General features: G+C 41.1%; 31 protein-coding genes. 24 read left to right on the top strand and 7 right to left on the bottom strand.

Going from position 1 to position 24,974, the window contains the following annotated elements; genetic code table 11:
* Window positions 1-7: 7 nt before the first annotated feature.
* Window positions 8-226, bottom strand: a complete 219-nt coding sequence (locus ACGF63_RS19720) for a YheU family protein (RefSeq protein ID WP_036845946.1) — start codon at window positions 224-226, stop codon at window positions 8-10.
* Entirely contained in the window at window positions 223-1,203 is a 981-nt protein-coding gene (locus ACGF63_RS19715; protein ID WP_132356121.1) for a hydrolase, read from the bottom strand. Before ACGF63_RS19715 ends, ACGF63_RS19720 begins: the two co-directional genes overlap by 4 nt.
* 104 nt (window positions 1,204-1,307) lie before the next feature.
* Here ACGF63_RS19715 and ACGF63_RS19710 point away from each other — a divergent pair, with 104 nt between their 5' ends.
* Entirely contained in the window at window positions 1,308-1,916 is a 609-nt protein-coding gene (locus tag ACGF63_RS19710) for a LysE family translocator (RefSeq protein WP_036845940.1), read from the top strand.
* A 27-nt stretch (window positions 1,917-1,943) separates the two neighbouring features.
* Here the strand turns inward: ACGF63_RS19710 and murP are convergent, their stop codons facing one another.
* Both murP and murQ read right to left on the bottom strand, forming a co-directional pair.
* Window positions 1,944-3,395 carry a PTS N-acetylmuramic acid transporter subunit IIBC gene (murP, locus tag ACGF63_RS19705; RefSeq protein WP_387632772.1) on the bottom strand — a complete coding sequence of 484 codons (1,452 nt, stop codon included), beginning with the start codon at window positions 3,393-3,395 and terminating at the stop codon, window positions 1,944-1,946.
* Between the two features lie 32 nt (window positions 3,396-3,427).
* A complete protein-coding gene (gene murQ, locus ACGF63_RS19700; RefSeq protein ID WP_152963705.1) occupies window positions 3,428-4,333 on the bottom strand; it encodes an N-acetylmuramic acid 6-phosphate etherase in 906 nt (301 codons plus the stop codon).
* 224 nt (window positions 4,334-4,557) lie between these two features.
* On the opposite strand from murQ, the gene ACGF63_RS19695 reads away from it, so the two are divergent.
* Window positions 4,558-4,797, top strand: coding sequence for a hypothetical protein (locus tag ACGF63_RS19695; RefSeq protein WP_132356125.1), 240 nt, complete (start codon window positions 4,558-4,560; stop codon window positions 4,795-4,797).
* A 36-nt stretch (window positions 4,798-4,833) separates the two neighbouring features.
* Here ACGF63_RS19695 and ACGF63_RS19690 read toward each other — a convergent pair whose 3' ends face one another.
* Window positions 4,834-5,313: an Hcp family type VI secretion system effector gene (locus tag ACGF63_RS19690; RefSeq protein WP_036845929.1), complete on the bottom strand. Its 480-nt coding sequence runs from the start codon at window positions 5,311-5,313 to the stop codon at window positions 4,834-4,836.
* Between the two features lie 470 nt (window positions 5,314-5,783).
* Here ACGF63_RS19690 and ACGF63_RS19685 point away from each other — a divergent pair, with 470 nt between their 5' ends.
* From ACGF63_RS19685 to ACGF63_RS19645, 9 genes are all read left to right on the top strand, one after another.
* Entirely contained in the window at window positions 5,784-5,990 is a 207-nt protein-coding gene (locus ACGF63_RS19685) for a hypothetical protein (protein ID WP_036845927.1), read from the top strand.
* Between the two features lie 42 nt (window positions 5,991-6,032).
* Window positions 6,033-6,734, top strand: a complete 702-nt coding sequence (locus tag ACGF63_RS19680; protein ID WP_152963707.1) for a hypothetical protein — start codon at window positions 6,033-6,035, stop codon at window positions 6,732-6,734.
* A gap of 9 nt (window positions 6,735-6,743) precedes the next feature.
* Window positions 6,744-6,962: a hypothetical protein gene (locus tag ACGF63_RS19675; RefSeq protein WP_152963708.1), complete on the top strand. Its 219-nt coding sequence runs from the start codon at window positions 6,744-6,746 to the stop codon at window positions 6,960-6,962.
* 687 nt (window positions 6,963-7,649) lie between these two features.
* Window positions 7,650-8,519, top strand: coding sequence for a hypothetical protein (locus tag ACGF63_RS19670; protein ID WP_387632769.1), 870 nt, complete (start codon window positions 7,650-7,652; stop codon window positions 8,517-8,519).
* On the top strand, window positions 8,512-8,913 hold the full coding sequence (locus tag ACGF63_RS19665) for a DUF1240 domain-containing protein (RefSeq protein ID WP_387632767.1): 402 nt from the start codon (window positions 8,512-8,514) through the stop codon (window positions 8,911-8,913). The genes ACGF63_RS19670 and ACGF63_RS19665 overlap by 8 nt, the downstream gene beginning before the upstream one ends.
* Before the next feature lie 445 nt (window positions 8,914-9,358).
* A complete protein-coding gene (locus ACGF63_RS19660) occupies window positions 9,359-9,565 on the top strand; it encodes a hypothetical protein (protein WP_036845918.1) in 207 nt (68 codons plus the stop codon).
* A gap of 43 nt (window positions 9,566-9,608) precedes the next feature.
* Window positions 9,609-10,478, top strand: a complete 870-nt coding sequence (locus ACGF63_RS19655; protein WP_203448972.1) for a hypothetical protein — start codon at window positions 9,609-9,611, stop codon at window positions 10,476-10,478.
* The gene (locus ACGF63_RS19650) at window positions 10,465-10,872 is read left to right on the top strand and encodes a DUF1240 domain-containing protein (protein ID WP_051477347.1); all 408 of its coding nucleotides are present in this window, start codon (window positions 10,465-10,467) and stop codon (window positions 10,870-10,872) included. The genes ACGF63_RS19655 and ACGF63_RS19650 overlap by 14 nt, the downstream gene beginning before the upstream one ends.
* A gap of 596 nt (window positions 10,873-11,468) precedes the next feature.
* Window positions 11,469-12,365, top strand: a complete 897-nt coding sequence (locus ACGF63_RS19645) for a LysR family transcriptional regulator (RefSeq protein ID WP_162524230.1) — start codon at window positions 11,469-11,471, stop codon at window positions 12,363-12,365.
* A gap of 256 nt (window positions 12,366-12,621) precedes the next feature.
* On the opposite strand, the gene ACGF63_RS19640 is transcribed toward ACGF63_RS19645, so the two are convergent.
* Window positions 12,622-14,547 carry an ABC transporter ATP-binding protein gene (locus tag ACGF63_RS19640; protein WP_387632765.1) on the bottom strand — a complete coding sequence of 642 codons (1,926 nt, stop codon included), beginning with the start codon at window positions 14,545-14,547 and terminating at the stop codon, window positions 12,622-12,624.
* A 127-nt stretch (window positions 14,548-14,674) separates the two neighbouring features.
* Here ACGF63_RS19640 and kefG point away from each other — a divergent pair, with 127 nt between their 5' ends.
* From kefG to slyD, 4 genes are all read left to right on the top strand, one after another.
* Window positions 14,675-15,226, top strand: a complete 552-nt coding sequence (gene kefG / locus ACGF63_RS19635) for a glutathione-regulated potassium-efflux system ancillary protein KefG (protein WP_036845907.1) — start codon at window positions 14,675-14,677, stop codon at window positions 15,224-15,226.
* A 2-nt stretch (window positions 15,227-15,228) separates the two neighbouring features.
* Entirely contained in the window at window positions 15,229-17,073 is a 1,845-nt protein-coding gene (gene kefB, locus ACGF63_RS19630) for a glutathione-regulated potassium-efflux system protein KefB (protein WP_051477345.1), read from the top strand.
* The gene (locus ACGF63_RS19625; protein ID WP_036845904.1) at window positions 17,057-17,260 is read left to right on the top strand and encodes a YheV family putative zinc ribbon protein; all 204 of its coding nucleotides are present in this window, start codon (window positions 17,057-17,059) and stop codon (window positions 17,258-17,260) included. The genes kefB and ACGF63_RS19625 overlap by 17 nt, the downstream gene beginning before the upstream one ends.
* An 88-nt stretch (window positions 17,261-17,348) precedes the next feature.
* The gene (gene slyD, locus ACGF63_RS19620) at window positions 17,349-17,924 is read left to right on the top strand and encodes a peptidylprolyl isomerase (protein ID WP_036845901.1); all 576 of its coding nucleotides are present in this window, start codon (window positions 17,349-17,351) and stop codon (window positions 17,922-17,924) included.
* A gap of 115 nt (window positions 17,925-18,039) precedes the next feature.
* On the opposite strand, the gene ACGF63_RS19615 is transcribed toward slyD, so the two are convergent.
* Window positions 18,040-18,258, bottom strand: coding sequence for a protein SlyX (locus ACGF63_RS19615; RefSeq protein ID WP_036845898.1), 219 nt, complete (start codon window positions 18,256-18,258; stop codon window positions 18,040-18,042).
* 250 nt (window positions 18,259-18,508) lie between these two features.
* Between ACGF63_RS19615 and fkpA the strand changes: the two genes are divergently transcribed.
* The 9 genes from fkpA to ACGF63_RS19570 form a co-directional block, all read left to right on the top strand.
* Window positions 18,509-19,273: an FKBP-type peptidyl-prolyl cis-trans isomerase gene (gene fkpA, locus ACGF63_RS19610; RefSeq protein WP_051477343.1), complete on the top strand. Its 765-nt coding sequence runs from the start codon at window positions 18,509-18,511 to the stop codon at window positions 19,271-19,273.
* 285 nt (window positions 19,274-19,558) lie between these two features.
* Complete coding sequence (locus tag ACGF63_RS19605) at window positions 19,559-20,284, top strand: transcriptional regulator (RefSeq protein ID WP_036845895.1); 726 nt, start codon at window positions 19,559-19,561, stop codon at window positions 20,282-20,284.
* Window positions 20,284-20,679 (top strand): sulfurtransferase complex subunit TusD, encoded by a 396-nt coding sequence (gene tusD / locus ACGF63_RS19600; RefSeq protein WP_036845892.1) that lies wholly within the window; start codon window positions 20,284-20,286, stop codon window positions 20,677-20,679. The genes ACGF63_RS19605 and tusD overlap by 1 nt, the downstream gene beginning before the upstream one ends.
* A 9-nt stretch (window positions 20,680-20,688) precedes the next feature.
* Window positions 20,689-21,048, top strand: coding sequence for a sulfurtransferase complex subunit TusC (gene tusC / locus ACGF63_RS19595; protein WP_036845890.1), 360 nt, complete (start codon window positions 20,689-20,691; stop codon window positions 21,046-21,048).
* A gap of 20 nt (window positions 21,049-21,068) precedes the next feature.
* A complete protein-coding gene (gene tusB, locus ACGF63_RS19590; RefSeq protein WP_036845888.1) occupies window positions 21,069-21,356 on the top strand; it encodes a sulfurtransferase complex subunit TusB in 288 nt (95 codons plus the stop codon).
* A gap of 135 nt (window positions 21,357-21,491) precedes the next feature.
* Entirely contained in the window at window positions 21,492-21,866 is a 375-nt protein-coding gene (gene rpsL / locus ACGF63_RS19585) for a 30S ribosomal protein S12 (RefSeq protein WP_036845886.1), read from the top strand.
* Between the two features lie 96 nt (window positions 21,867-21,962).
* Window positions 21,963-22,433, top strand: coding sequence for a 30S ribosomal protein S7 (gene rpsG / locus ACGF63_RS19580; RefSeq protein WP_036845883.1), 471 nt, complete (start codon window positions 21,963-21,965; stop codon window positions 22,431-22,433).
* 80 nt (window positions 22,434-22,513) lie between these two features.
* Complete coding sequence (gene fusA / locus ACGF63_RS19575; protein ID WP_036845880.1) at window positions 22,514-24,622, top strand: elongation factor G; 2,109 nt, start codon at window positions 22,514-22,516, stop codon at window positions 24,620-24,622.
* Between the two features lie 72 nt (window positions 24,623-24,694).
* Window positions 24,695-24,974, top strand: a 280-nt coding sequence (locus ACGF63_RS19570) for a GTP-binding protein (RefSeq protein WP_387632762.1), incomplete at its 3' end; no start/stop codon positions are given.

Raw genomic sequence — 24,974 nt, 5'->3', positions numbered from 1 at the left:
CATAATGTTAAGAATGGAACATTTCTTTTGGCATAATATTGATGCTCTCATGCAGTTCAGACCACACCAGAATAACATCCCCCCGTTCCAACTGACGACGTATGTCAGCGACTTTCTGCTCAAGGGATTTTTCATGTTCACCGTAGTCAGTGCCTTCCCGCAGGATAAAGCTCTCTATCAAATTTAGCAGAGTTTCTGGCTCCAGTTGTTGCCATGGAATAATCATTGTTGTTGCTCCAGATAAGATGACAGCCAGCCTGGAATACGTTGTTCCAGCCACATTTGTGGTTTCTTCAGTGAACCACTGACAAAGCCGACATGTCCACCATGTTCTGTCAATTGGTATTCAATATTTTTGGGTAACGTGTTGAGATCAGGAATGACTTCCGGTGCCATAAAGGGATCGTCTTTGGCATGAATAATCAACAGTGGCACGGTAATATCAGGCAGGCGTGGCAGAGCGCTGCACTGGCGGTAGTAGTCCGCTGCATCTTTAAAACAGTGGATTTTTGCGGTCACAATTTCATCAAATTCCCGAATGTGTTTCAATCTCTTCACCTGAGACAGATTGATAGGTAGCGAACCCGGGTAGCGTAGCAATTTGCGGGTCGCATTACGTTTCAGATTATTAAGCAGATAGCGCTCATAAACCTGAGAAAATCCTTTTTCTATCCGGTGGGAACAGGCTGCTAACATCAAAGGGGCGGAAACAATGACCGCCGCATTGACTTGGGCCTGTGTTTTTTCTTCTGCCAGATAGCAGGCCAGCATATTACCGCCGACGGAATAACCCACGGCTGAGGTGGGTACATCACCGTAAGTCTGTTTTAACCAGTTCAGAAAATAACGGGCATCGCCTGTTTCGCCAGAATGATAGAGACGTTTTTGGCGGTTTGGTTCACCACTGCATCCACGGAAATGCATGACAACGCCAAGCCAGCCTTTCTTCTGACAGATATGAAGTAAACCGTGGGCATAAGGGCTGTGGAAACTGCCTTCCAGACCATGAAACAGGATCAGCCGTGGCTTATGTGCTGCGGCTGCTGGATCTTCACTCCATGCCAGGTCAACAAAATCGTTATCCGGTAAATCAAGTCGTTGCCAATAGGGTTGCAATTCAGGATACCGCCGCACCAGACGTGGGAGTAGTGTCTGCAAATGCGGATTACTGGCTCCGGTTAGAGGACGAAAGATATCAGTCATAATGATTTCGAGTTAAATTGATTAGTTATATTGTATGGTTAATAACATACTGATATTTTCTGTGAAAGGGAAACATCATTGTTCAGGATGAAAGGAAACGATTCATGACAGCAAGCCTGATTTTTTCATTAACAACTTTTTTGTTTATTTCTGCCATTACACCGGGTCCAAACAATATGTTACTGACCTCATCTGGCGCTAACTTTGGGTTTATCCGTTCTTTGGGATTGATATTTGGCATTCTTCTGGGAATGCAGACGATTTTATATCTGTCCGCTTTCGGTGTGGCGGCATTACTGCTGGTTTATCCTACTATTCACACGATAATGAAAATAGCGGGTAGTCTCTATTTACTGTGGTTAGCATGGAAAACGGCAACGGCCAGTTATCGGCGTCTGGATACTAAAGGCAGTGCTGTCATAAAGCCAGTGCGCTGGTACCAGGGCTGGTTACTACAGTTCCTGAATCCGAAGGCCTGGCTGATGGGATTAGGATCGGTTGGCAGCTACAGTATTGCAGGTGAACAGTATCTCTATTCCATCATCATTATTAGTATCGCAACGATATTGATAAGTTTTTTGAGTAGTATCGTTTGGGCTGGTTTTGGTTCGTTGATTGGAACGCTGCTCCGTAGTCGCAATGCCTGGTTTATTTTCAATATCATAATGGGAATATTAACGGCAACCTGTGTGCCATTAATTTGGGTTGGATAGTTTAATTCATTAATTTCATTTTGGTTATCAAGTCAAATCGACATTTTTATTGCCGAATAGCAGAGTCAGGACAAAACCGCTGATATAAGCAACCATCAGCCCCGCTGCGTAAACTGCCATCCCAATAAAAATACCGTTGTTTGAGGTCATCAGTGGCAGTGCGATTAATCCTGATGGACCGAAAACCGTATTCAATCCAACAGGTAAACCTAAATAAGCTACCAGACCGATAAAGAACCCCCCGGCGGCCCCGCCCAGACAGGCGGTGATAAAGGGTTTTATTCGTGGCAAGGTTACCCCGTAAATCAAAGGTTCACCGATACCGAGAAAGCCTGGAATAATGGCGCCTTTTATCTGAGTACGCAGCAGAGAGTCTTTATTCGCTTTGACATACAGCGCCAGTGCTGCACCAACTTGCCCGCCTCCAGCCATAGCGAGGATTGGGAACAGAGAGTTAAAGCCTTGTGCGTCCATCAATGCGAAATAGACCGGAACAAACCCCTGATGTACACCAAACATAACGGCGAGCAGAAACAGCCCTGCCAATATCGCCGTACCAAAAGGATTGCCGTTAAGATTAAGGAATAGCCATGACATGCTGCTAAACAGATAGCTTCCCAACGGCATGATAATAATAAAGGTGATTGCTCCCATGATCAGCAGGGTAATCGCTGAAGTGAGGATCATATCCAGATTGTCCGGAATGATCTTACGAACCTGTCGTTCTACCCATGCTCCCAGAATAGCGGCGATAATAACGCCGATAATATTGCCGCGTGGATCGATACTGTAACCAAAGAAAGTGGAGATACCGGAGTAGACACCGCTGGTGGCATCCGGGTTATAACCCAGCACAAACAGCGAGGCGATAATTGCGCCGTTTATACCTGATCCACCAAAGGCTTTTTGCGCGTTATAACCAATCAAGATACTTAAAAAGCTGAACATTCCTTTACTGAATACTTTCATATAACCAATGACTTCAACCAATACAGCATTAGGGTGTGCAACGCCCTGAATGGCGATCTGTTCAAGTAAAGTGGCGAAGCCCAGCAGTAGACCAACGGCAATAAAGCCGGGGATCAGCGGTGTAAAAATAGTAGCGAATTTCGTTAGAAATTTATGTACTGCACTGACCTGTTTCTCTTTAAGCTGCTTTTTATTGGCGGAGGCTATATTGGTTAAATCAGTACCGCTTTGTGCCGGTTGTTCTGCATGAGCAGAAGAATCCAGCAATTGACTCATTATTTCAGCCGCAGCCTGGGCTTTTCCCGGTCCAAGGACAATCTGCAACTGGTCATCGCTTTCAATAATACCTAACACACTGGGGAGCTGTTTCAGTGCGGCTTTATCCACCTTAGTATTATCATGCAGTGTCAGTCGCAGGCGGGTCATACAATTACCACATTGAGCCACATTACCCGCATTGCCGATAGCTGTAAGGATCTGAATAATTATTGCCTGATTAATCTTAGCCATCTTATTTATTCCTGTCCAGAAGAAGAAAACTATTACCGAACTGTTGATATTGCCGGGCGAATAAAACCGTGATTCTTTTCCAGTAAAGCCTTTGCCTGTTGAGCATCTATTCCTGCCAGAATCATCACAATGGCTGTTTTGCAATGTCCATCACATGCAGCCAGTGCTTGTTCAGCTTGTATCTGGTCGCATTCTGTGGCAGCCATCACGATATTTTTCTGCCTTTCAACCAGCTTGGCATTTGTCGCTTCTACATCCACCATCAGGTTGCCATAAACTTTTCCTATGCGGATCATGGCACCGGTAGTGAGCATATTGAGGATCAGTTTTTGTGCTGTACCTGCTTTCATACGTGATGAACCGGTGACGATTTCCGGCCCAACGACGGGTGTCATGGCAATATCGGCTGCTTGTGTCATCGGGCTGTCAGGATTACAACTGATACAGGCGACGGTGGCACCCACTGATTTTGCATACTCCATGGCACCCAGAACATAAGGTGTACGGCCACTGGCGGCAATACCAACCAATACATCTTTAGAGTTAAAGTGTAGCGCTTGAAGATCATTTGTGCCTAATTGCCGGTTATCTTCTGCATTTTCAACGGCTCTCAAAATAGCTTGATGTCCTCCTGCAATTAATCCAATTACCTGTTCCGGTTTAGTGCCATAAGTTGGAGAGCATTCACTGGCATCCAGAATCCCTAATCGGCCAGATGTGCCAGCACCGATATAGATTAAACGACCTCCCTGACGGAATGCTTCGGCAATTTTATCCACGGTTTCAGCGACTTGAGGTAAAGTTTGTTCTACAGCCAATGCGACTTTTTTATCTTCATTATTAATGAGTTGTAGCATTTCAAGGGTTGGTAAAGTATCAATATAAGTACTGGCAGGATTGCGGCTTTCGGTAACCATATTGTTGAGATTAATTTTCATATTGCTTTCCTGATGGGAATATTCTTGAATTGATAAATAGTTATTTACTCTTCTTTGTTAAAAAGGGCAAATTTGGTCAGTGTTTCGACAAAAGCGATAGTTTTGTGAATGTGATTTTTAGCTGAACCCATATTGTCAAAAGGCGTTGGCCTTATTAGAACAAAAAGCAGTGAAAACGATGTTGTTTCTGTAGTTGTTAAAGTAATTAGTGTGTGAGAGTGAATATGAGTAAGAAACTTTTTAGCAAAGAGTGGTTTAAGGCGCTTTTTTTCATATGGTTTAAGGATCTTTTGTGGTCAACTATACCTGTAATAGTTATTCTTGTTTGGTCAATGATGGCTGTAGTCTTTTTTCCCGATATATGGGGATGGTTAGCATTGTTTGGTGTTGTTGTTGTTTTTATTTGTCTTTTTGTTTTCTCATATATAAGTGAGAAGCGTATAAACGATAAGCGTAAAAGTTAAGCATATATCTTTATATATGCTTAACTTGGTTTGTTGTTAATAGATTCTATCATCCCATATACTATAGGCTGATGTGCCTGCCGTCACGTGATTCCAGGTTATGGATCTGTATTTGAGAAGGACTTTCTCATACGGCATCATTTCATTATTATTTATCGAATTCGGGTAGGTGCAAGAAACGTCAACAATACTCGCTTCTGTTAATTTAACCTCATAAAAAAGCTCTAACTGCCCAGCGGTGTTTGTTCTATAAAAGAGAAAAACTGCATTCAGCAGCTCGTTTGAAGAGATTGCCATTGCTAATAATGGCGATGATTTATCTATTGGCTTGAGGAATTGTACTGGGTGATGCTCTACATTTTGTTCGCGAGTCATCATATGACTTAAACTCAATACCTGTATTTGATCTTCGTGCCCCTTCTGGTATCGATTTCCTATAGAGTCTAGTGTTGAACAACCGGCAGAAATTAAACCCTGTTTCTTACCATTTAGTGATAAGTAAATGATATGTGACATAAGTAATTACCATATGAGTTCTTTGTTTAAATGACCTAAAACTGTATGCCTTAGGCTGTAGAAGTACAACCTTAGCATTAAAATATAAAAAAATTAATAGTTCAATACCGAATTTATTTCCTGAAAGGTATTAATTAACACTTAATTTACTTATTGTATGAAGTAACTTTTTTTTTAATGATCTGTCCTTATCATTTTCATTCCAGTTTCGTCAGGTTAAATCGGATCTGGATATCAGGGCTTTACCCTTTTATTAAATTCTTATAAGTTCGAATGATAGTGCTTTGGTCATAATGATATAGGCACATAAATATTATATGAGCTCTACTCTTTATATAGAGCTTTACTATTACATCATTTACATCATTTACATCATTTACATCATTGATATGATTATTGCGTGATCAGTGTGGCTATTTTTTATATAACGGTGTTATACTCTAATTTTAATTGTGAATGGGTTTAGTTGTATGGATGATAGAGGTAGAGAACAGTTATTACAACAACTAAGTGATGCGTTAGAGAATAGCTCGTTAGTTTCAGAGGAGAAATTGGTATTGGTGATGATGCTATGTTTTCAGCTGTTATCGTCAATTGAAGCTGATCTAATTAATATGAGAGTTTCGGATGGTCGTATTCTTTCACTCAAACTAGAAACGCCATCCGTTAAACACTAGTGTGGCGATTTTTGATTAATTCATTTTTTAGGGAGATAAAAAATGGCAGACTATATTGAACATTACATAAAAATGACACAAGAGGCCAACCGAGTGTTAGCCCTAAAGGCAGAGGAGGTGGGTAGTGAGCTAAAAGATGTAGCAGAAGATACAGTAGATACCATTGGAATGGGGGTAAAGCGATTAACTTGGAGGACATCATATTTCTTTGATGGTTATCGTGACGTATATGATCAAATACATCATGAAGATAAGAGGATGGCTTCGGCTATATGGAATATAGTTAAACAACGAAAAAATGTTATACTGGAAATAACGCAGTTATTTGTTGATGAGTTATTAAAGGAGCAAAATGAAAAAGCGAGAGAAAGAATATATCTTGAGTTACTAAAATTTTCAACTAAATTTGCAACCTCTAAAGCCACAAAGTTCGCTATTTCTATTGCGATAGCAGAAGTCTTATATCAATCTTTGATTATTAATGTTGTTGTAAGGAATAATGTTAGGAAATATGCAAATTATTCTTTAGCCGCTTTTCAAATATACGGTGACGTTGAAAAAGCCGCAGTGTCAGCTGATAAGTTAAAAAGAGAATGTCCGTTATTTTACTGGGTGCTATACAGTAAGAAGCTGGAAATGTTGTATTTTTTAGTTGAGCCTGCATTGTCAAAAGGTGTTCCCCTTATTGGGAAAAAATGTAATGAAAATGATATTGTTTCTGCATTTATTGAAATGATGAATTAGGGTATTAATATGAATGAAAAAAAAAGGGTTTTTAGTAAGGAATGGTTCAAAGAGCTTTTTTTTATATGGATTAAAGATCTTTTGTGGAACACAATTCCTTTTATCTTGATTATCGCTTGGTCCGCTATGACCGCAGCCTGTTTTCCAGAGATATGGGGACGATTAACATTATTGGGTATTGTTGTTGTTACGGCTTTTGTTTTCTGGTGTATTAGTAAGAGGAGCTAAATATATTTATATGTGTTTATATTGTTTTATTGTAATAACTAATAATTAGCATTTGAGCATGAGAGTGAGACAAAGAGATTTTTAGTAAGGAGTGGTTCAAGGTGCTTTTTTTAATATGGCTTAAGGATCTCTTGTGGGAGATTATTCCTTTAGGGATTATTGTTATCTGGGCATGCATATCTGGTATATTTTTTCCAGACATATGGTTTAGTTTAACCTTGGTTAGTATTTTTGTTGTTTTTATTGCTAGGTGGTTTATTGGTAAACGTTGTTAAGCATACTTATATATCCATTCCAGTTTTGTCAAATTAAACCAGATTTGAATATCAAGGCCTTGCCTTCTTATCGAATTCTTTAAGGGGATTGAATTATATTGCTTTCAGTCATGATGATATAAGGATTTTATTATTAAAAGCACTAATCTTTTGCAACCCTTTGCTATTATATCATGGATATGATTATTGCATAATCGATGTGGCTATTTTTTATATAGTGGTGTTATACTCGAATTCTTAATTGATAATGGGTTTAGCCGTATGGACGATAGAGATAGAGAACAGTTATTGCAACAGCTCAGTGATGTATTAGTGAATAGTCCGTTAATTCCGGAGGAGAAATTGGAAACGCCGTCTGTTAAACACTAATGTGACGATTATTGATGTTAATAATATTAAAGGAAGTTTCACGATGACATATAAAAAATACAATCCCGCTTGGGAAGGTTATATTGGGGATTTCCTAAAAGGTCATGTTGGGGTTGATCAATTAAAGCCTCAGCATGAGTTCTTTGATGCTATTGGTCTTGAGACGCAGTTAAGAGAAAATACAACGTATATTGCACTGCTATCATTAGAAGAAGCGAAAAGTGTTTTAGAGGATATTGGTTCCCCAAAACCAAAAAGTCCATTTATGAAGAAGGTGTTTTCGGTTGCCGATCCAATATCACCTTATGCAGGTAATATACATGATGCTTTTGACTTTACAAATGTAGTAAGTGAATTTAAACGATTAGGGATTAAAGCCACAGAGTATGTTGGCAAGAATGGTCAAAAATATATTAAAATCTCAGGTTATGCCGGAGTTAGAAAATTTATTACTGCTTCAAAATATGGTGCTTCTAACATGAAGATGATATCTATGGGGATAGGGCAGCAGGGAATAAATAGTGGCATAGTTAAAGGAATGAAATTCTGTATATTATTTTCTGCGGCTTATAGAACGGTTGAATATATATTTAAGGACGAATACACACTGGCTGATTTCTTAGGTAATATCGCCGTAGATATGGCTAAAACAGCAGTGGCTGCTTTTGCTTCCTGGGCTATAGGAACTGTTCTTTCATCTTTCTTTGTGGCAGGTGCTAGTATCATTGTTGTAGCTGGTATAGTTGTTTTGGTAGGTTTAGCTGCTGCTATTGTACTAAATTACCTAGATAATAAATATCAAATAAGCGAAAAGGTTATTAAATTAATAAAAGAAGTGTATAACAGAGAAAGAGCCCATGAAGCTGACTTTAATAATTTTCTTCATGATTGGGGGCGATATAGTTGTGGGTAATAAAAGAAAAATAATGCATATTATTTTGGCGATTTTTATATTGTCTTTGATGTGTTTTGCTACGTTCATCGCAAGTGAAAGTTTATTTTCATTGATTGCAATGGCTGATAAAATTACATTTTCCGGGAAAATGGTAATTATGTTTATTTCCTTTCCTTTGGGGTGTTATGCTTCTATTTTTCCTATTTATTTTCTTTTGACATCGCGTATCCCAAAATATCATGACGCCTATATTAAATATTTTGGCATGATGTTTTTGGTTTCAGTTTTTTTGAGTTTTCCTGTTTCTTTCTATGTGGATTATAAACTGAAGAGTAATAACTATTTGGTATGTGAAAGAATATCTTGGATGTCAGATAATATCTATGTAAAAGATATTAAACTATGTAATTGATATTATTTTTGTTTGGAGAGATAGAAAATGTATTTATAGCCCTCTATATTGATAAGTGATTTAGGGATTATTGTTGTTTGGGTATTTATATCGGGTCTATTTTTTCCAGACATATGGTTTAGTTTAACCTTGGTTGGTATTTTTGTTGTTTTTATTGCTATGTGGTTTATTGGTAAACGTTGTTAAGCATATTTATATATCCATTCCAGTTTCGTCAAATTAAACCAGATTTGAATATCAGGACCACTCTCTTATCGAATTCTTTAAGGGGATTGAATTATATTGCTTTTAGTCATGATGATATAAAGATTTTAATATTAGAAGCGCTACTCTTTTGCAACCCTTTGCTATTATATCATCGATATGATTTTTGTATAATCGATGTGGCTATTTTTTATATAGTGGTGTTATACTCGAATTTTTAATTGTTAATGGGGTTAGCCGTATGGACGATAGAGATAGAGAACAGTTATTGCAACAGCTCAGTGATGTATTAGTGAATAGTCCGTTAATTCCGGAGGAGAAATTGGCAATGATGATGATGCTGTGTTTTCGGCTGTTGTCATCAACTCAAGCCAGTGCGATTGATATGAAGATTTCAGATGGTAGTATTCTTTCGCTAAAATTGGAAACTCCGCCCGTTAAACACTAATGTGACGATTGTTGATGTTAATAATATTAAAGGAAGTTTCACGATGACATATAAAAAATACACCCCCTCTTGGGGAGGTTATATGGGGGATTATCTAAGAGGTCATGTTGGGATTGATCAATTAAAGCCTCAGCATGAGTTCTTTGATGCTATTGGTCTTGAGACGCAGTTAAGAGAAAATACAACGTATATTGCACTGCTATCATTAGAAGAAGCGAAAAGTGTTTTAGAGGATATTGATTCCCCAAAACCAAAAAGTCCATGTATGAAGAAGGTGTTTTCGGCTGCCGATCCAATATCACCTTATGCAGGTAATATACATGATGCTTTTGACTTTACAAATGTAGTAAGAGAATTTAAACGATTAGGGATTAAAGCGACTGAGTATGTTGGCAAGAATGGTGAAAAATATATTAAAATCTCAGGTTATGCTGGAGTTAGAAAATTTATTACCGCTTCAAGATATGGTGCTTCTAATATGAAGATGATATCTATGGGGATAGGGCATCAGGGAATAAATAGTGGCATAATTAAGGGAATGAAATTCTGTATATTATTTTCTGTGGCTTATAGAACCGTTGAATATATATTTAAGGATGAATACACACTGGCTGATTTCTTAGGTAATATCGCCGTAGATATGGCTAAAACAGCAGTGGCAGCCTTTGCTTCTTGGGTGACGGGGGCTTTTCTTTCATCTGTCTTGGTGGCAGGTGCTAGTATCATTGTTGTAGCTGGTATAATTGTTGGGGTTGGTTTAGTTGTTGCCATAGTGTTAAATTATATAGATGATAGGTATGGAATAAGCAAAAAGGTTATTGATTTAATGAAAGAAGCTTATAATAGAGAAAGATCCCCTGTAGCTGATGTAAATAAATTTCTTCATGATTGGGGAAGATATGGTCGTGGATAATAAAAGAAAAGTAATGAATATAATTGGGGCGATTTTTATATTGTCTTTGATGTCTTTGGGGGTGTTTGTTGTTGTTGATAGTCTGTATTCATTGATTACAATGGCTGAGGTGATCTTTTTTTCTAATGGGATAGTAATTGCATTTTTTTTCTTCCCATTAATTTTTTATTTTTTAAGTTTTATTATTTATTTTAATTTGACATCTCGTATCCCAAAGTATCACGATATCTGTGTTAATTGTCTTGGTATGATAGCTATTGTTGCATTTTTTTTGAGTTTTCCTACAGCTTTTTATGTGAATTATAAACTAAAGAATGAGGATTATTTGATATGCCCAAAGATATCATGGTCGTCACCTAATAAATATGTAAAAGATATTAAGCTATGTGATTGATATTATTTTATTTAAATCTAATTAATTTTTTGATAACTGGTTTCACTATGGGAAAAATATTATACATATAATCGGCGATCTTGCTTTTTTTATTTAAATCATATCATTCATGTTGAAAAATTGGAGTGAAAGTTAAAGTATATTTTAACTATAATTTTTATCTCTAACTAATTTATTACCCAATAAGATTTGGATTTATTTAAAATTAAATTACAATATTTAAAAATAAAGATTAATAATAGTATTTTAGAAATAGCATACGTCAGGTATATTGCACTATCCGGCATAGTAAGAATTACATAATCATAGGGTGCCAGGTAATTTATATAGGAAAATTTTTAAAAATGAAAAAAATCATCATTTTCTAATGAGTTTTATTTAATGTGATTACTTACCTGTTTTATCTATAAAACATGTGTAAATCATTGTGGGACATATCGTGATGTATATATCGTCAATTTTTTAGAATAAATTAATTGATCATCGTATAGTTGTTGTTTAATCTCTGTTTAATTAATTTAAGTGTGAATAATTTAGTTTATTGCTGGGATAGTAACCCAAAGAAAGCATATAAGATAAACCTGAGTGGTGAAAATGTGGATATACGTAATCTAAAAGCTTTTGTCGTGTTAGCTGAAACACTTAATTATCATAAGGCTTCTCAAATACTACATATTTCACAACCTGCGTTGACAAAGAAAATTAATGCACTGGAAGCATCTTTAGGAGCGCTACTTTTTTCCAGAGGGCCAAATGGGACCAGGCTAACTGATTTTGGACAAAAAACACTAGAGAATGCTCAGAAATTACTGGGGAATTTTGAGCAGTTTCAGGTTCAGGTTCATCATGATTTGCAATACGACTCACCAAATTATCTTTATGTGAGTTCTTGTTTTTCTATTTATGATTCTGGGAAAATGAAAGAGCAGCTTTTTTTAGGTAAACAAGAAAAAGCCGTGCTTGTGCTAATTACAGGTTTGCCATTCGAGCAGCAAATGAGTCTGTTAAATTCTGGTCTATTACATATTGCTATTGTTCCTTTGTCGTTAACTTCATCACTGATGCCTAAGCGGATTTTTACTGAAAAACTCGTTTATCTTTTTAAAAAAGGCAGTGATTGGACTCAGAATTTTGCTGAATTAAATGCTGAAATAGCTTCCTTGTATCACCTTATTGATACTGATGGGAATGATATGTCGCTTGATTTTACCGATGGCATCAGCACATTTTCTATTTATGATAATGATAGTAGTATGAATTTAATGTTAAAAACCAATGATATTATGGTGATGATTGAATTGATAATTAAACATAATGGTTTTTCTTTAGTTCCGCAGAAAGTGATTCGTTCAATTCCATCACAATATCTGGATTCACTTGAAATTTTAGAAACTGATATGGAGATTGATTTTGGTATCTTGTGGAGTCCAGTTATAGACTGCGATTTAATAAATGCAGCGGAACTATTTTCTTCATTAGTTGATAATATGTGAATGAGAAAAATAGGTATTATTATTTTAATATTAAATTAATGAAATGGCATGTTATTCTTATGGTCGTTTTTGTATATAAATTCAATTTTAGATGAAAATGAATTTCATATAGTAAAATTATAATTTTACTATAATAATATTTATTTTTGCCGGGTGGGTTAATGGTTTTAATAAAAATCTTTGGTGTAAATGTTATTAAAAAATAAAGCGGATTGTTTTCTCCGCTTTATTTTTTTAATGTGATTTATGAAAGTATTTACCCTTCAAATTCTTGCGCCATTTGCTCAAGTTGCTCCTGAATTTCCATCCACTCTAATTCAATTTCTTCCAGTTTTGATTTGGTCTGATTTTGTTTTTGCAGATATTCAGTCAATTCGGCTTTACGGCTACTATCGTAGATAGCGCTGTCTGACAGCTGTTTTTCTAATATAGTCAGTTCGTTACCCAGTTTATCCATCTGTTTTTCTAGATTGGTAAGCTGTTTGCGCAATGGTTGCGTTTGGTTACGGAAGTCAGCTTGACGCCGTTTTTGATCTTTTCTTTCTTGAGCACTTTGACCGGAAGATTCTTTTTCCTTATCGTTGTTCTCACGTAATTGCTGATTTTGTTGACGCTGCTGATCTGTCAGCCATTGTTGATAATCTTCCAAATCGCCATTGAAAGATTCTACCCGGCCATCGTGAACCAGATACAGCTCATCGGTTGTTGAACGTAGTAGATGCCTGTCATGGGAAACCACAACCAATGCACCATCAAAATCGATCAGTGCTTCTGTCAGTGCTTGGCGCATATCCAGGTCGAGGTGGTTCGTTGGTTCATCTAGCAACAGAAGATTAGGGCGTTGCCAAACCATCAATGCTAAAACCAAACGTGCTTTCTCTCCCCCGGAAAAACGTCCGCTTGGATCAGTGACTTGATCGCCTTTAAAACCAAAACCCCCCAAATAATCCCTAAGTTGCTGCTCGGTTTCCTGTGGCGCAAGGCGCGCTATATGCTGTAATGGTGATTCATCAGCACGCAGATATTCCAATTGATGCTGGGCGAAATATCCCAGTTTGATCCCTTTGGATAATTCCACGTCTCCACTCTGAGATTGCAGCTCACCAGCCAGTAATTTGATCAACGTGGATTTACCTGCGCCATTACGGCCAAGCAGGCCTATGCGGGAGCCGGGAACCAAATTCAGCTTGATGGAGCCTAAAACCGTCCGCTCGCCATAGCCTGCGCTGACGTTTTCCATTTTCAGCAGTGGATTTGGCAGACTTTCCGGTTTACGGAAACTGAAATGGAACGGGTTATCAACATGGGCAGGTGCTATCAACTCCATCCGCTCCAGCATCTTGATACGGCTCTGAGCTTGTTTGGCTTTACTGGCTTTGGCACGGAAACGGTCAATATAACTTTGCAGATGTGTCACTTTCTCCTGCTGACTTTTATAGAGCGCCTGTTGTTGTGCCAGTTTGGTCACGCGCTGACGTTCGAAAGAGGAGTAGTTACCGCTGTATTCAAACAGAGATTGTTGCTCGATATGAAGGATCTTATCGGCAATCGGGTCCAGAAAATCCCGGTCATGGGAGATAAGGATTAATGTACCGGGGTAGTTTTTCAGCCATTTTTCCAGCCAGATAACCGCGTCCAGATCAAGATGGTTGGTCGGTTCGTCAAGCAACAGTAAATCAGAACGGCAGATCAGGGCTTGTACCAGATTCAAGCGCATGCGCCATCCACCGGAAAATGCACGTACAGGTTGCTCAAGCTGTTCTTGAGAGAAACCTAAGCCGTGAAGCAGACTTGATGCTCTTGAACGGATAGTCCAGGCTTGAATCGTGTCCAGTTGACTGTGCAGATGCGCGATCAGATTACCGTCATTTTTTTCATTGGCTAACTGCAATTGTTGTTCCAGTTGACGGAACTCACGATCACCATCAATGACATATTCCAGAGCAGGTATTTCCAGTGCCGGTGTTTCTTGATTCACCCAGGCCAGCGCCCAGTTACCGGGAAAAGTGAATGTTCCTGCTTCAGCCTGAAGCTCATTTTTTAATAGTGCAAGTAAGGTAGATTTGCCACAGCCATTTTTCCCTACCAGACCCACTTTCTGCCCGGGATTGATAGTGGCGCTGGCATTATCCAGTAAGACACGGGTTCCGCGACGAATTTGTAATGAAGAGAAAACAATCATAGGTGTCGTTTGTATAGAGTATGTTAAATTATTAGAAAGTAATGGGACAATAAGCGTCCTAATTTTGTCACTTTGTATGCATGGTAACGGAAAATACGTGTCCTGACACGTTCTTGAGGAGGGAACGATGTTACAGCCGCCTAAAGTCCTGCTGCTGTATGCCCATCCTGAGCCACAGGATTCAGTAGCAAATTGTGTTTTGTTGCAACCTGTGCTGGATTTAGAGCATGTTACGGTTCACGACTTATATAGAGCTTATCCAGATTTTTTTATTGATGTTCACCATGAGCAACAACTGCTTCGTGAACATCAGGTAATTGTCTTTCAACATCCACTATATACCTACAGCTGTCCAGCTTTATTAAAGGAGTGGATGGATCGCGTGCTGACGCGGGGGTTTGCCAGTGGTACCACCGGGTTGGCATTACAGGGGAAATATTGGCGTTCAGTGATCACCACCGGAGAGCCGGAAGGCGCTTTCCGGGCTGATGGTTATAACTTTTATCCGATGGAAGAGATTCTTCGCCCTTTTGAACTGACAGCATCCATGTGCCGTATGCATTGGTTATCACCGATAATTATTTATTGGGCACGTCGTCAAAAACCTGAACTTCTTGCCATCCATGCTAATGCTTATCGTGAGTGGCTCAAATCGCCATTATCATTAGGAGGGCTATAGCTATGGAGCATTCAGCGCAACTCAGCGCCGGGGTATTATTTTTATTTGCTGCTGTAGTGGCAGTGCCGATCGCACAGAAATTCAGGATTGGGGCAGTATTAGGTTATTTGTTAGCCGGGATTGTCCTTGGCCCGTGGGGGTTAAGCTTTATCAGAGATGTTGATGATATTCTTCATTTCTCTGAGCTGGGGATCGTTTTTCTGATGTTTATCATCGGCCTTGAACTTAACCCTTCTAAACTTTGGCAACTCAGGCGATCGATTTTTGGTGTCGGTGCGGCTCAGGTTATTTTCACCGCAGGTGTGCTGGCCGGGCTGTTATATCTAACAGATTTTTCGTGGCAGGCGGCGGTTATCGGTGGTATCGGGATGGCGATGTCCTCAACAGCAATGGCTCTGCAACTGATGAAAGAGAAGGGCATGAACCGCAATGAAGGCGGGCAGCTTGGTTTCTCTGTTTTGCTGTTTCAGGATATGGCTGTGATCCCGGCTTTGGCGTTGATCCCGCTTCTGGCAGGTGAAACAGCATCCAGTGACTGGTATCGGATAGTGTTAAAAATAGCGGCTTTTGCCGTTATGTTGCTGGGTGGCCGTTATCTGTTACGTCCGTTGTTTCGTTTGGTCGTCAGAGCTGGAGTACGTGAGGTGTTTACTGCGGCGGCGTTATTGGTGGTGCTCAGTTCGGCGCTGTTTATGGAAGCGCTGGGTTTTTCCATGGCACTGGGAACCTTTATCGCCGGTGTATTGCTGGCAGATAGTGAATATCGCCATGAACTGGAAATATCCATAGAACCGTTCAAGGGATTACTGTTAGGGCTGTTTTTTATTTCGGTAGGTATGTCCCTGAATCTGGGCGTGTTACTGATACATTTGTCCGATGTGTTACTTGGCGTACTGGCTTTGGTCGTTGTGAAAGGCGTTGTTCTTTATCTTATCGCATGGACTGCTGGCTTACGGGGTTCGTCTTGCTTGCAATTTTCCGGCGTTCTCAGCCAGGGCGGAGAATTTGCCTTTGTTCTGTTTTCTGCTGCACTGGGCCAGAATGTACTCAATAGCGGGCAGATGGCTTTGTTGTTGGTTGTAGTGACGATATCAATGATGACAACGCCGCTTGTGATGCAATTGATAGATGCCATTTTGGCACGTCGTTATAATGCCCCGGATGAGATGGAAGAACAGCCATTTGTGGAAGATAACGACCCACAGGTGATTTTAGTTGGTTTTGGCCGGTTTGGGCAGGTAATAGGCCGTCTTTTGATGGTGAATAAAATCCACATAACGGTACTGGAGCGTGATGTCAGTGTTGTTAGTACCATGCGGCGTTATGGCTACAAAGTTTATTATGGTGATGCGGTTGAATTGGAATTGCTTCGTGCGGCAGGGGCGGATAAAGCCAAAGCGATAGTTATTACCTGTAATGAGCCGGAAGATACCATGATGATCGTTCATTTATGCCAAAAACATTTCCCGAATCTGCATATTATGGCGCGGGCCAGAGGACGTTTGGAAGCGCATGAATTGCTACAGAATGGCGTAGAAAATTTCACCCGCGAAACTTTCTCCAGCGCATTGGAATTGGGCCGTAAGACGTTGGTCGGATTGGGAATGCATCCGCATAAGGCTTATCGTGCAAAACATCATTTTCAGCGGTTGGATATGCGGATGCTGAGAGAATTGATGCCACAGCGACAGGGTGATGTGGCTCACATATCCCGCATAAAAGAGGCGCGACGGGAACTGGAAGAGTTGTTCGAACGGGAAATGCTGAATGAGCGTCTCCAACCGGATGGTTGGAATGAACATGAATATATGAATAGTAGTGGAGCAAACAATGACAGTAAGCCGTAAAAGATTTATTGCTGGTGCTGTCTGCCCTGAATGTCACTCACAGGACACGCTGGCAATGTGGCGGGAAGATCAGGTGGATGTGGTGGAATGTGTCCATTGTGGTCATCAACAACGTCAAGCTGATGAAAAAGTGGCCTTTCATGTGAGAAAACAGGAGCAGGTTATTGGTATTTTTACACCACAATAATTGTGTGAATTTTAATGCGGGTCGGTACAGAGGCTTAGAATTCCGCTACAATCGGTAAAAATTTTTAGACCCACGGGAAGGAGATGTCATGAAAGTAGCAAAAGACTTGGTAGTCAGCTTGGCTTATCAAGTAAGAACAGAAGATGGTGTTTTAGTTGATGAGTCACCGGTGAGTGCACCGTTGGACTATCTGCATGGCCGTGGTTCATTGATCAGTGGTTTGGAAAAAGCGCTGGAAGGCCGTGAGGCTGGTGAGAGTTTTGATGTCAGCGTACAGGCTGATGATGCATATGGTCAGTATGATGACAATTTGGTTCAACGTGTGCCAAAAGATGTATTTGTTGGTGTTGACGAATTAGAAGTTGGCATGCGTTTTCTGGCTGACACCGATATGGGACCGGTACCCGTAGAAATCACAGCGGTTGAAGATGAGCACGTTGTGGTTGATGGTAACCATATGCTGGCTGGTCAGAATTTGAAATTCAATGTTGAAGTTATTGCTATCCGCGAAGCGACCGAAGAAGAGCTGGCTCATGGTCATGTTCACGGCGCGCATGGTCACGAACATGGCGAGGGTGGCTGCTGTGGTGGCCACGGCCATGATGATAGTCATCATCACCATAATGAAGGGAACGGCTGCTGCGGAGGTGGTAGTTGCCATTGATAAGTTAAAGCGGATATAGGCTTTAACATTCAAAAAAAGTGGGGCAAGTTTGGGGATGAGCGGTTTCTATACTTGCCCTGATATATTTTGAGTGGTTGTTTTGGTTTTGTAAAAATCAGTAATGAGGTGGGGGCGTTTCCTCCGACGGTGAAGCGACCATTGATGGTTGAGTGGCTTTCAACCGTTCTGTCATCAACCGTAAATGCTCTCTTAATTTCGTCATTTCCATTTGTTGTTCAGTCACCACCTGATTCAGCTCTTCGATAGTAATTTCCTGAAAAGCCGCCCGGCTTTCTAAATGTTCAAGCCGCTGTTCAAACTCTGACAGATCCATGATTTCCCCCCGTTCCAGATCGTGTATTATCTGTATTAGACGTCTCATGTTAATTAGTGTAACCCATTATGCCCAGAATATTCTGTGAAATATGATTGTTATGAAACCTCTTTTCATTCACGTTGTCTCAATAGTTTTGGGGCACTAAAAAGCAGCAAATATTGTGTTGTGCTCCTGTAGACAGTTATAGTGACTTGATTGCATAACTTTTGCTGACAGTAAATATCCCCCAAAGCTATTGGAGAACCAGATGAAATCATTGTTTAAAGTTACCCTGCTTGCGACCACATTGGCGATGGCTTTCAGCGCCCCTCATGCGTTGGCCGCCAAAGCGGATAGTCAGGGCAGTACAGAATTGAATAGCGCATTTAAAACAGAAGATCAGCAAAATGCTTATGCTCTGGGCGCATCTTTAGGGCGTTATATGGAAAACACTCTGAAAGAGCAGAAATCTCTGGGTATCCCATTGGATAAAGATCAATTGTTGGCAGGTGTGCAGGATGCTTTTAATAACAAGAGCAAACTGAATGACAGCGAAATTGAAAATACTTTGCGTGCGTTTGAAGGCAAAGTGAAGTCAGCAGCTGAAGCGAAGATGGAAAAAGAAGCCAGCGATAATGAAGCTAAGGGTGCTAAATATCGTGACGCGTTCGCCAAGGAAAAAGGCGTCGTTAAGAGCAAAACCGGCCTTTTGTATAAAATAGAAAAGGAAGGTAGTGGTAAAAAGCCTGCGGCAAGTGACACTGTCGTCGTAAACTATAAGGGAGCATTGATTGACGGCAAAGAGTTCGATAGCTCATATAAGCGTAATGAACCACTTTCTATTCGCTTGGATGGCGTTATCCCTGGTTGGACCGAAGGTCTGCAAAATGTGAAAAAAGGCGGAAAAATCAAACTGGTTATTCCACCAGAACTGGCCTATGGTAAAGCTGGTGTTCCAGGCATTCCTGCAAATTCTACATTAGTGTTTGATATTGAGCTGCTGGATGTGAAAGCGGATACCAAAGCTAAGTAATCTATTTGCTAAATATCTTTGATGAATGTGGATAAAACCGTTGGTATAAATTCTGTCAACGGTTTTTTGTTACTGAAAGCTGTGATATAGGCCAAATGTCTGAGTAGTGATGGCTTGACGATGATGTAATGTGGTTTTAACGTCAATATTTAACATGAATGTAAAGATCTTTGATTGAAATCTCTGTTAAGCTGCAATAGTTGAATTTTCACAAGAAATTTTTATACGTTTATCACGTTGTGTTTTTAGCAAGACGTTGTCTGCGTTTGAAGGATGGTGTATTGAATGTCTAACCCGTTATTATCTGGTGATATCAATGATATCGATTTATTGGAAAACCAACCGTTTACTGAAACGGATCACGAAATTTTAAAATCTTATGAAGCCGCGGTTGATGGCTTGGCTATGCTGATTGGTGGGCATTGCGAGATTGTCCTTCATTCACTGGAAGATCTTAAATGTTCAGCTGTCAGAATAGCTAATGGAGAACATACAGGTCGAAAAATAGGCTCACCTATCACAGATCTTGCGCTGCGTATGTTACATGACATTACAGATGAAGACTGTAGTGCATCCAAGGCCTATTTTACCCGGGCGAAAAGCGGTTCATTGATGAAGTCAGTCACTATTGCGATCCGCAATCGGAATCGCAGAGTGATCGGCCTCCTGTGCATTAATATGAATCTTGATGTCCCTTTCTCTGAAATAATTCAGACATTTATTCCAGAGGAGACCCATGACGTTGCACCAACAAATGTAAACTTTGCATCATCCGTGGATGATTTGGTGGCGCAAACGCTGGAATACACTATCGAAGAAGTCAATATTGATCGCAATGTATCTAATAATGCGAAGAACAGGCAAGTGGTTCTGAATCTCTATGAGAAAGGCATTTTTGATATTAAAGACGCAATTAATCAGGTTGCCGAGCGTTTAAATATTTCTAAACATACTGTTTACCTCTATATTCGCCAATTTAAAAATGGGGAATGCTTAGGGCCCGAACGGTAATGTCTTCGCTGTCTTATTGTCTGCTGGTGATGGGGCCTGCGTATGGTACTCAGCAAGCCAGCAGTGCTTACCAATTCGCGCAAGCTTTGGTTGCGATGGGACATAAACTGAATACCGTATTTTTTTATCGGGAAGGGGTTTATAACGGTAATCAACTGACCACACCAGCCAGTGATGAGTTTAATTTGGTTAACGCGTGGCAGATGATGGCAACAGAGCATCGGTTTGGCATGCATATTTGTATTGCCGCTGCTCTTCGCCGTGGCGTCCTTGATGCGCAGCAGGCGAATGAATTGAATTTACCTGTTGCAAACCTGGCGGAGGGGTTTGAATTAAGTGGATTGGGAACGCTTGCTGAAGCCATGCTGACTTGCGATCGTGTGGTGCAATTCTGAGAGGCAAAAATGAAAAGAATTGCTTTTGTCTTTACAAAAGCACCTCATGGTGATTCTGGTGGCAGAGAAGGTCTGGATGCATTATTGGCAACCTCGGCATTTACAGAAGAGATTGGTGTATTTTTCATTTCTGATGGTGTGCTGCAACTCCTGCCGAATCAGCAACCTGACAGGATCCTCGCCAGAAACTATATCGCTACGTTTAAGGTCTTGCCTTTATACGATATTGAAAAATATTATTTGTGCCAGGAAGATCTTATCATGCGTGGGTTAAGCTCAATCCGCAATTGTATTCTGGATGTGGAAGTGATACCCGCAAAAGTTATTCGTGAAAAATTGGCTGACTATGATGTGGTGCTGACATTCTGAGCGATTGGAAGGACGATGATATGCTATATACTGTTGGCCGATCCCCTTATCAATGTGATTTCAATGTGATATTCAATCTGCTTGCCAGTGGTGATGACATACTGTTTATTCAGGATGGTGTACTGGCAGGTATTGATGGTAGCTGCTATCTTCCGGCTTTAATGAATCATGGCGTCACATTATATGTTCTGAAAGAAGATATTGAGGCGCGGGGATTGGTAGGTCAAATTTCGGACAAAGTGCAAGTTATCGACTATACTGACTTTGTTAACCTGACGGTAAAACACCATCAACAATTCGCTTGGTAGGTCAGAGAAAATGTATATTTCTTGACACCCTGGCGAGTCAGCCATAAAATTCCGCGTCCTCGTGTTTTGCCGTCAGGGCAGACAAGAGATTTTATCCGTGTTTACGAAGCAAAAAAACCAGGAGTTTTTTTAATAATGGCAACTATTAACCAGCTGGTGCGCAAACCCCGCAGCATGAAGGTTGCAAAAAGCAACGTTCCTGCTCTGGACGCTTGCCCGCAGAAGCGTGGCGTATGTACTCGCGTATATACCACCACTCCTAAAAAACCAAACTCCGCACTGCGTAAAGTATGTCGCGTGCGTTTGACTAACGGTTACGAAGTTTCTTCCTACATCGGTGGTGAAGGCCACAACTTGCAGGAACACTCCGTAATTCTGATCCGTGGCGGTCGTGTTAAAGACTTGCCAGGTGTGCGTTACCACACTGTTCGCGGTGCACTGGACTGTTCCGGTGTTAAAGACCGTAAACAAGGTCGTTCTAAGTACGGTGTGAAGAAGCCAAAGGCTTAATGGTTCTCCGTTAAGTAAGGCCAAACATTTTCACTTTAATGTCAAAATAAACTCGTAGAGTTTTGGACAACCCTGAATTCGAAACGGAGTATTTCCATGCCACGTCGTCGTGTAATTGGTCAGCGTAAAATTCTGCCAGATCCAAAGTTCGGATCTGAATTACTGGCCAAATTTGTCAATATCCTGATGGTAGATGGTAAAAAATCTACCGCGGAAGCAATTGTATATAGTGCGCTTGAGACCCTGGCTCAGCGTTCTGGTAAAGAACATCTGGAAGTGTTTGAACTCGCACTGGATAACGTGCGTCCAACCGTGGAAGTTAAATCCCGCCGTGTTGGTGGTTCTACTTATCAGGTTCCAGTTGAAGTTCGTCCGGTTCGTCGTAATGCTCTGGCAATGCGCTGGATCGTTGAAGCTGCTCGTAAACGCGGTGATAAGTCTATGGCCCTGCGCCTGGCGAACGAACTATCTGACGCAGCCGAGAATAAAGGCTCTGCTGTTAAGAAACGTGAAGACGTTCATCGTATGGCAGAAGCTAACAAGGCGTTCGCACACTACCGTTGGTAATTCCATTGTAGTGATGATGCCCTGGGTGGCAGCTCTGCCACCCAGATTTAAATTGAACGTCCTAGGAATAGAGGAATCAAATGGCTCGTACAACACCCATTGCACGCTACCGTAACATCGGTATCAGTGCACACATCGACGCCGGTAAAACCACCACTACCGAACGTATTCTGTTCTACACTGGTGTAAACCATAAGATCGGTGAAGTTCATGATGGCGCTGCTACTATGGACTGGATGGAACAGGAGCAGGAGCGTGGTATTACCATCACCTCCGCAGCAACAACTGCTTTTTGGTCAGGTATGGCTAAGCAGTTTGATGCGCACCGTATCAATATCATCGACACCCCAGGCCACGTTGACTTCACTATCGAAGTAGAACGTTCTATGCGTGTCCTTGACGGTGCAGTCATGGTTTACTGTGCGGTTGGTGGTGTTCAGCCACAGTCTGAAACCGTATGGCGTCAGGCGAATAAATATAAAGTTCCACGTATCGCGTTCGTTAACAAAATGGACCGTATGGGAGCGAATTTCTTACGCGTTGTTGAGCAGATCAAAAGCCGTTTGGCTGCAAATCCAGTTCCTCTGCAATTGGCAATTGGTGCGGAAGATGTTTTCACCGGTGTTGTTGACCTGGTGAAAATGAAAGCTATCAACTGGAACGAGGAAGATCAGGGAACTACCTTCACTTATGAAGATATTCCAGCTGATATGCAGGATCTGGCGGAAGAATGGCGTAACAACTTGGTTGAAGCCGCAGCGGAAGCATCAGAAGAGCTGATGGAAAAATACCTCGGCGGTGAAGAGCTGACCGAAGAAGAGATCAAAGCGGGTCTGCGTCATCGTGTTATGACTAACGAAATCATCCTGGTTACCTGTGGTTCTGCATTTAAGAACAAAGGTGTTCAGGCAATGCTGGATGCCGTTATTGAGTACTTGCCGGCGCCAACTGACGTTGAATCCATTAAAGGCCTTCTGCCAGATGGTAAAGATACCCCGGCAGAGCGTCATTCTGACGATAACGAACCGTTCTCGGCACTGGCGTTTAAAATCGCTACTGACCCATTCGTTGGTAACCTGACCTTCTTCCGTGTCTACTCTGGCGTGGTTAATTCCGGTGATACCGTTCTTAACCCAGTGAAAGATAAAAAAGAGCGTTTTGGCCGTATCGTTCAGATGCATGCTAACAAGCGTGAAGAAATCAAAGAAGTTCGCGCAGGCGACATCGCAGCTGCGATCGGTCTGAAAGACGTGACTACTGGTGATACCCTGTGTGATATCAGTTCTCCAATCATTCTGGAGCGTATGGAATTCCCAGAGCCGGTAATCTCTGTTGCGATTGAGCCAAAAACTAAAGTCGACCAGGAAAAAATGGGTATCGCTTTAGGTCGTCTGGCTCAGGAAGACCCATCATTCCGCGTGTCTACCGATGAAGAATCCGGCCAGACTATTATCGCGGGCATGGGTGAGCTTCACTTAGACGTTCTGGTTGACCGTATGCGTCGTGAGTTCAAAGTTGAAGCAAACGTCGGTAAACCTCAGGTTGCTTACCGTGAAACCATCCGTACTACTGTTGAACAAGAAGGTAAATTTGTTCGTCAGTCTGGTGGTCGTGGTCAGTTTGGTCACGTATGGCTGCGTATTGAGCCAATGGAAGCAGGTGGCCCAGGCTACCAATTCGCTAACGAAATCGTTGGTGGTGTTATTCCTAAAGAATATATCCCTGCTGTAGATAAGGGTATTCAGGAACAAATGAAGAATGGTGTTCTGGCCGGTTACCCGATTGTTGACGTTAAAGTAGCAGTGTTCGATGGTTCTTACCACGAAGTTGACTCCTCTGAAATGGCGTTCAAAATCGCAGGTTCTATGGGCTTCAAAGAAGGCTTCATGAAAGCGAAACCAGTTCTGCTGGAACCTATCATGAAAGTTGAAGTTGAAACTCCAGAAGACTACATGGGTGACGTTATCGGTGACCTGAACCGTCGCCGTGGTATGATCGACGGTATGGAAGATCTTGCTACCGGTAAAATCGTACGTGCTCAGGTACCATTATCTGAAATGTTTGGTTATGCTACTGATCTGCGTTCTCAGACCCAAGGTCGTGCTTCTTACTCCATGGAGTTCCTGAAGTACAATGAAGCGCCGAGCAACGTCGCTCAGGCTATTATCGAAGCTCGTAAAGCTAAATAAGCTTTTCGGGTTTAATATCTAGATTTAGCTCCCTCCCCATATAACGAGGGAGCGATATTAAGGAATAGAGTCGTGTCTAAAGAAAAATTTGAACGTAAAAAACCGCACGTTAACGTTGGTACTATCGGCCACGTTGACCATGGTAAAACTACCCTGACTGCTGCCATCACTACTGTACTGGCTAAAACCTACGGTGGTAACGCTCGTGCATTCGACCAGATCGATAACGCGCCAGAAGAAAAAGCGCGTGGTATCACCATCTCTACTTCTCACGTAGAATATGATACGCCAAGTCGTCACTATGCACACGTTGACTGCCCAGGCCACGCCGACTACGTGAAAAACATGATCA

The sequence above is a fragment of the Photorhabdus sp. RM322S genome (genome assembly GCF_042879395.1).
In the GTDB taxonomy this organism is placed as follows: domain Bacteria; phylum Pseudomonadota; class Gammaproteobacteria; order Enterobacterales; family Enterobacteriaceae; genus Photorhabdus; species Photorhabdus khanii.
Note: the sequence above shows the minus strand (reverse complement) of the source record. Positions and strands in the feature narration are given on the sequence as shown.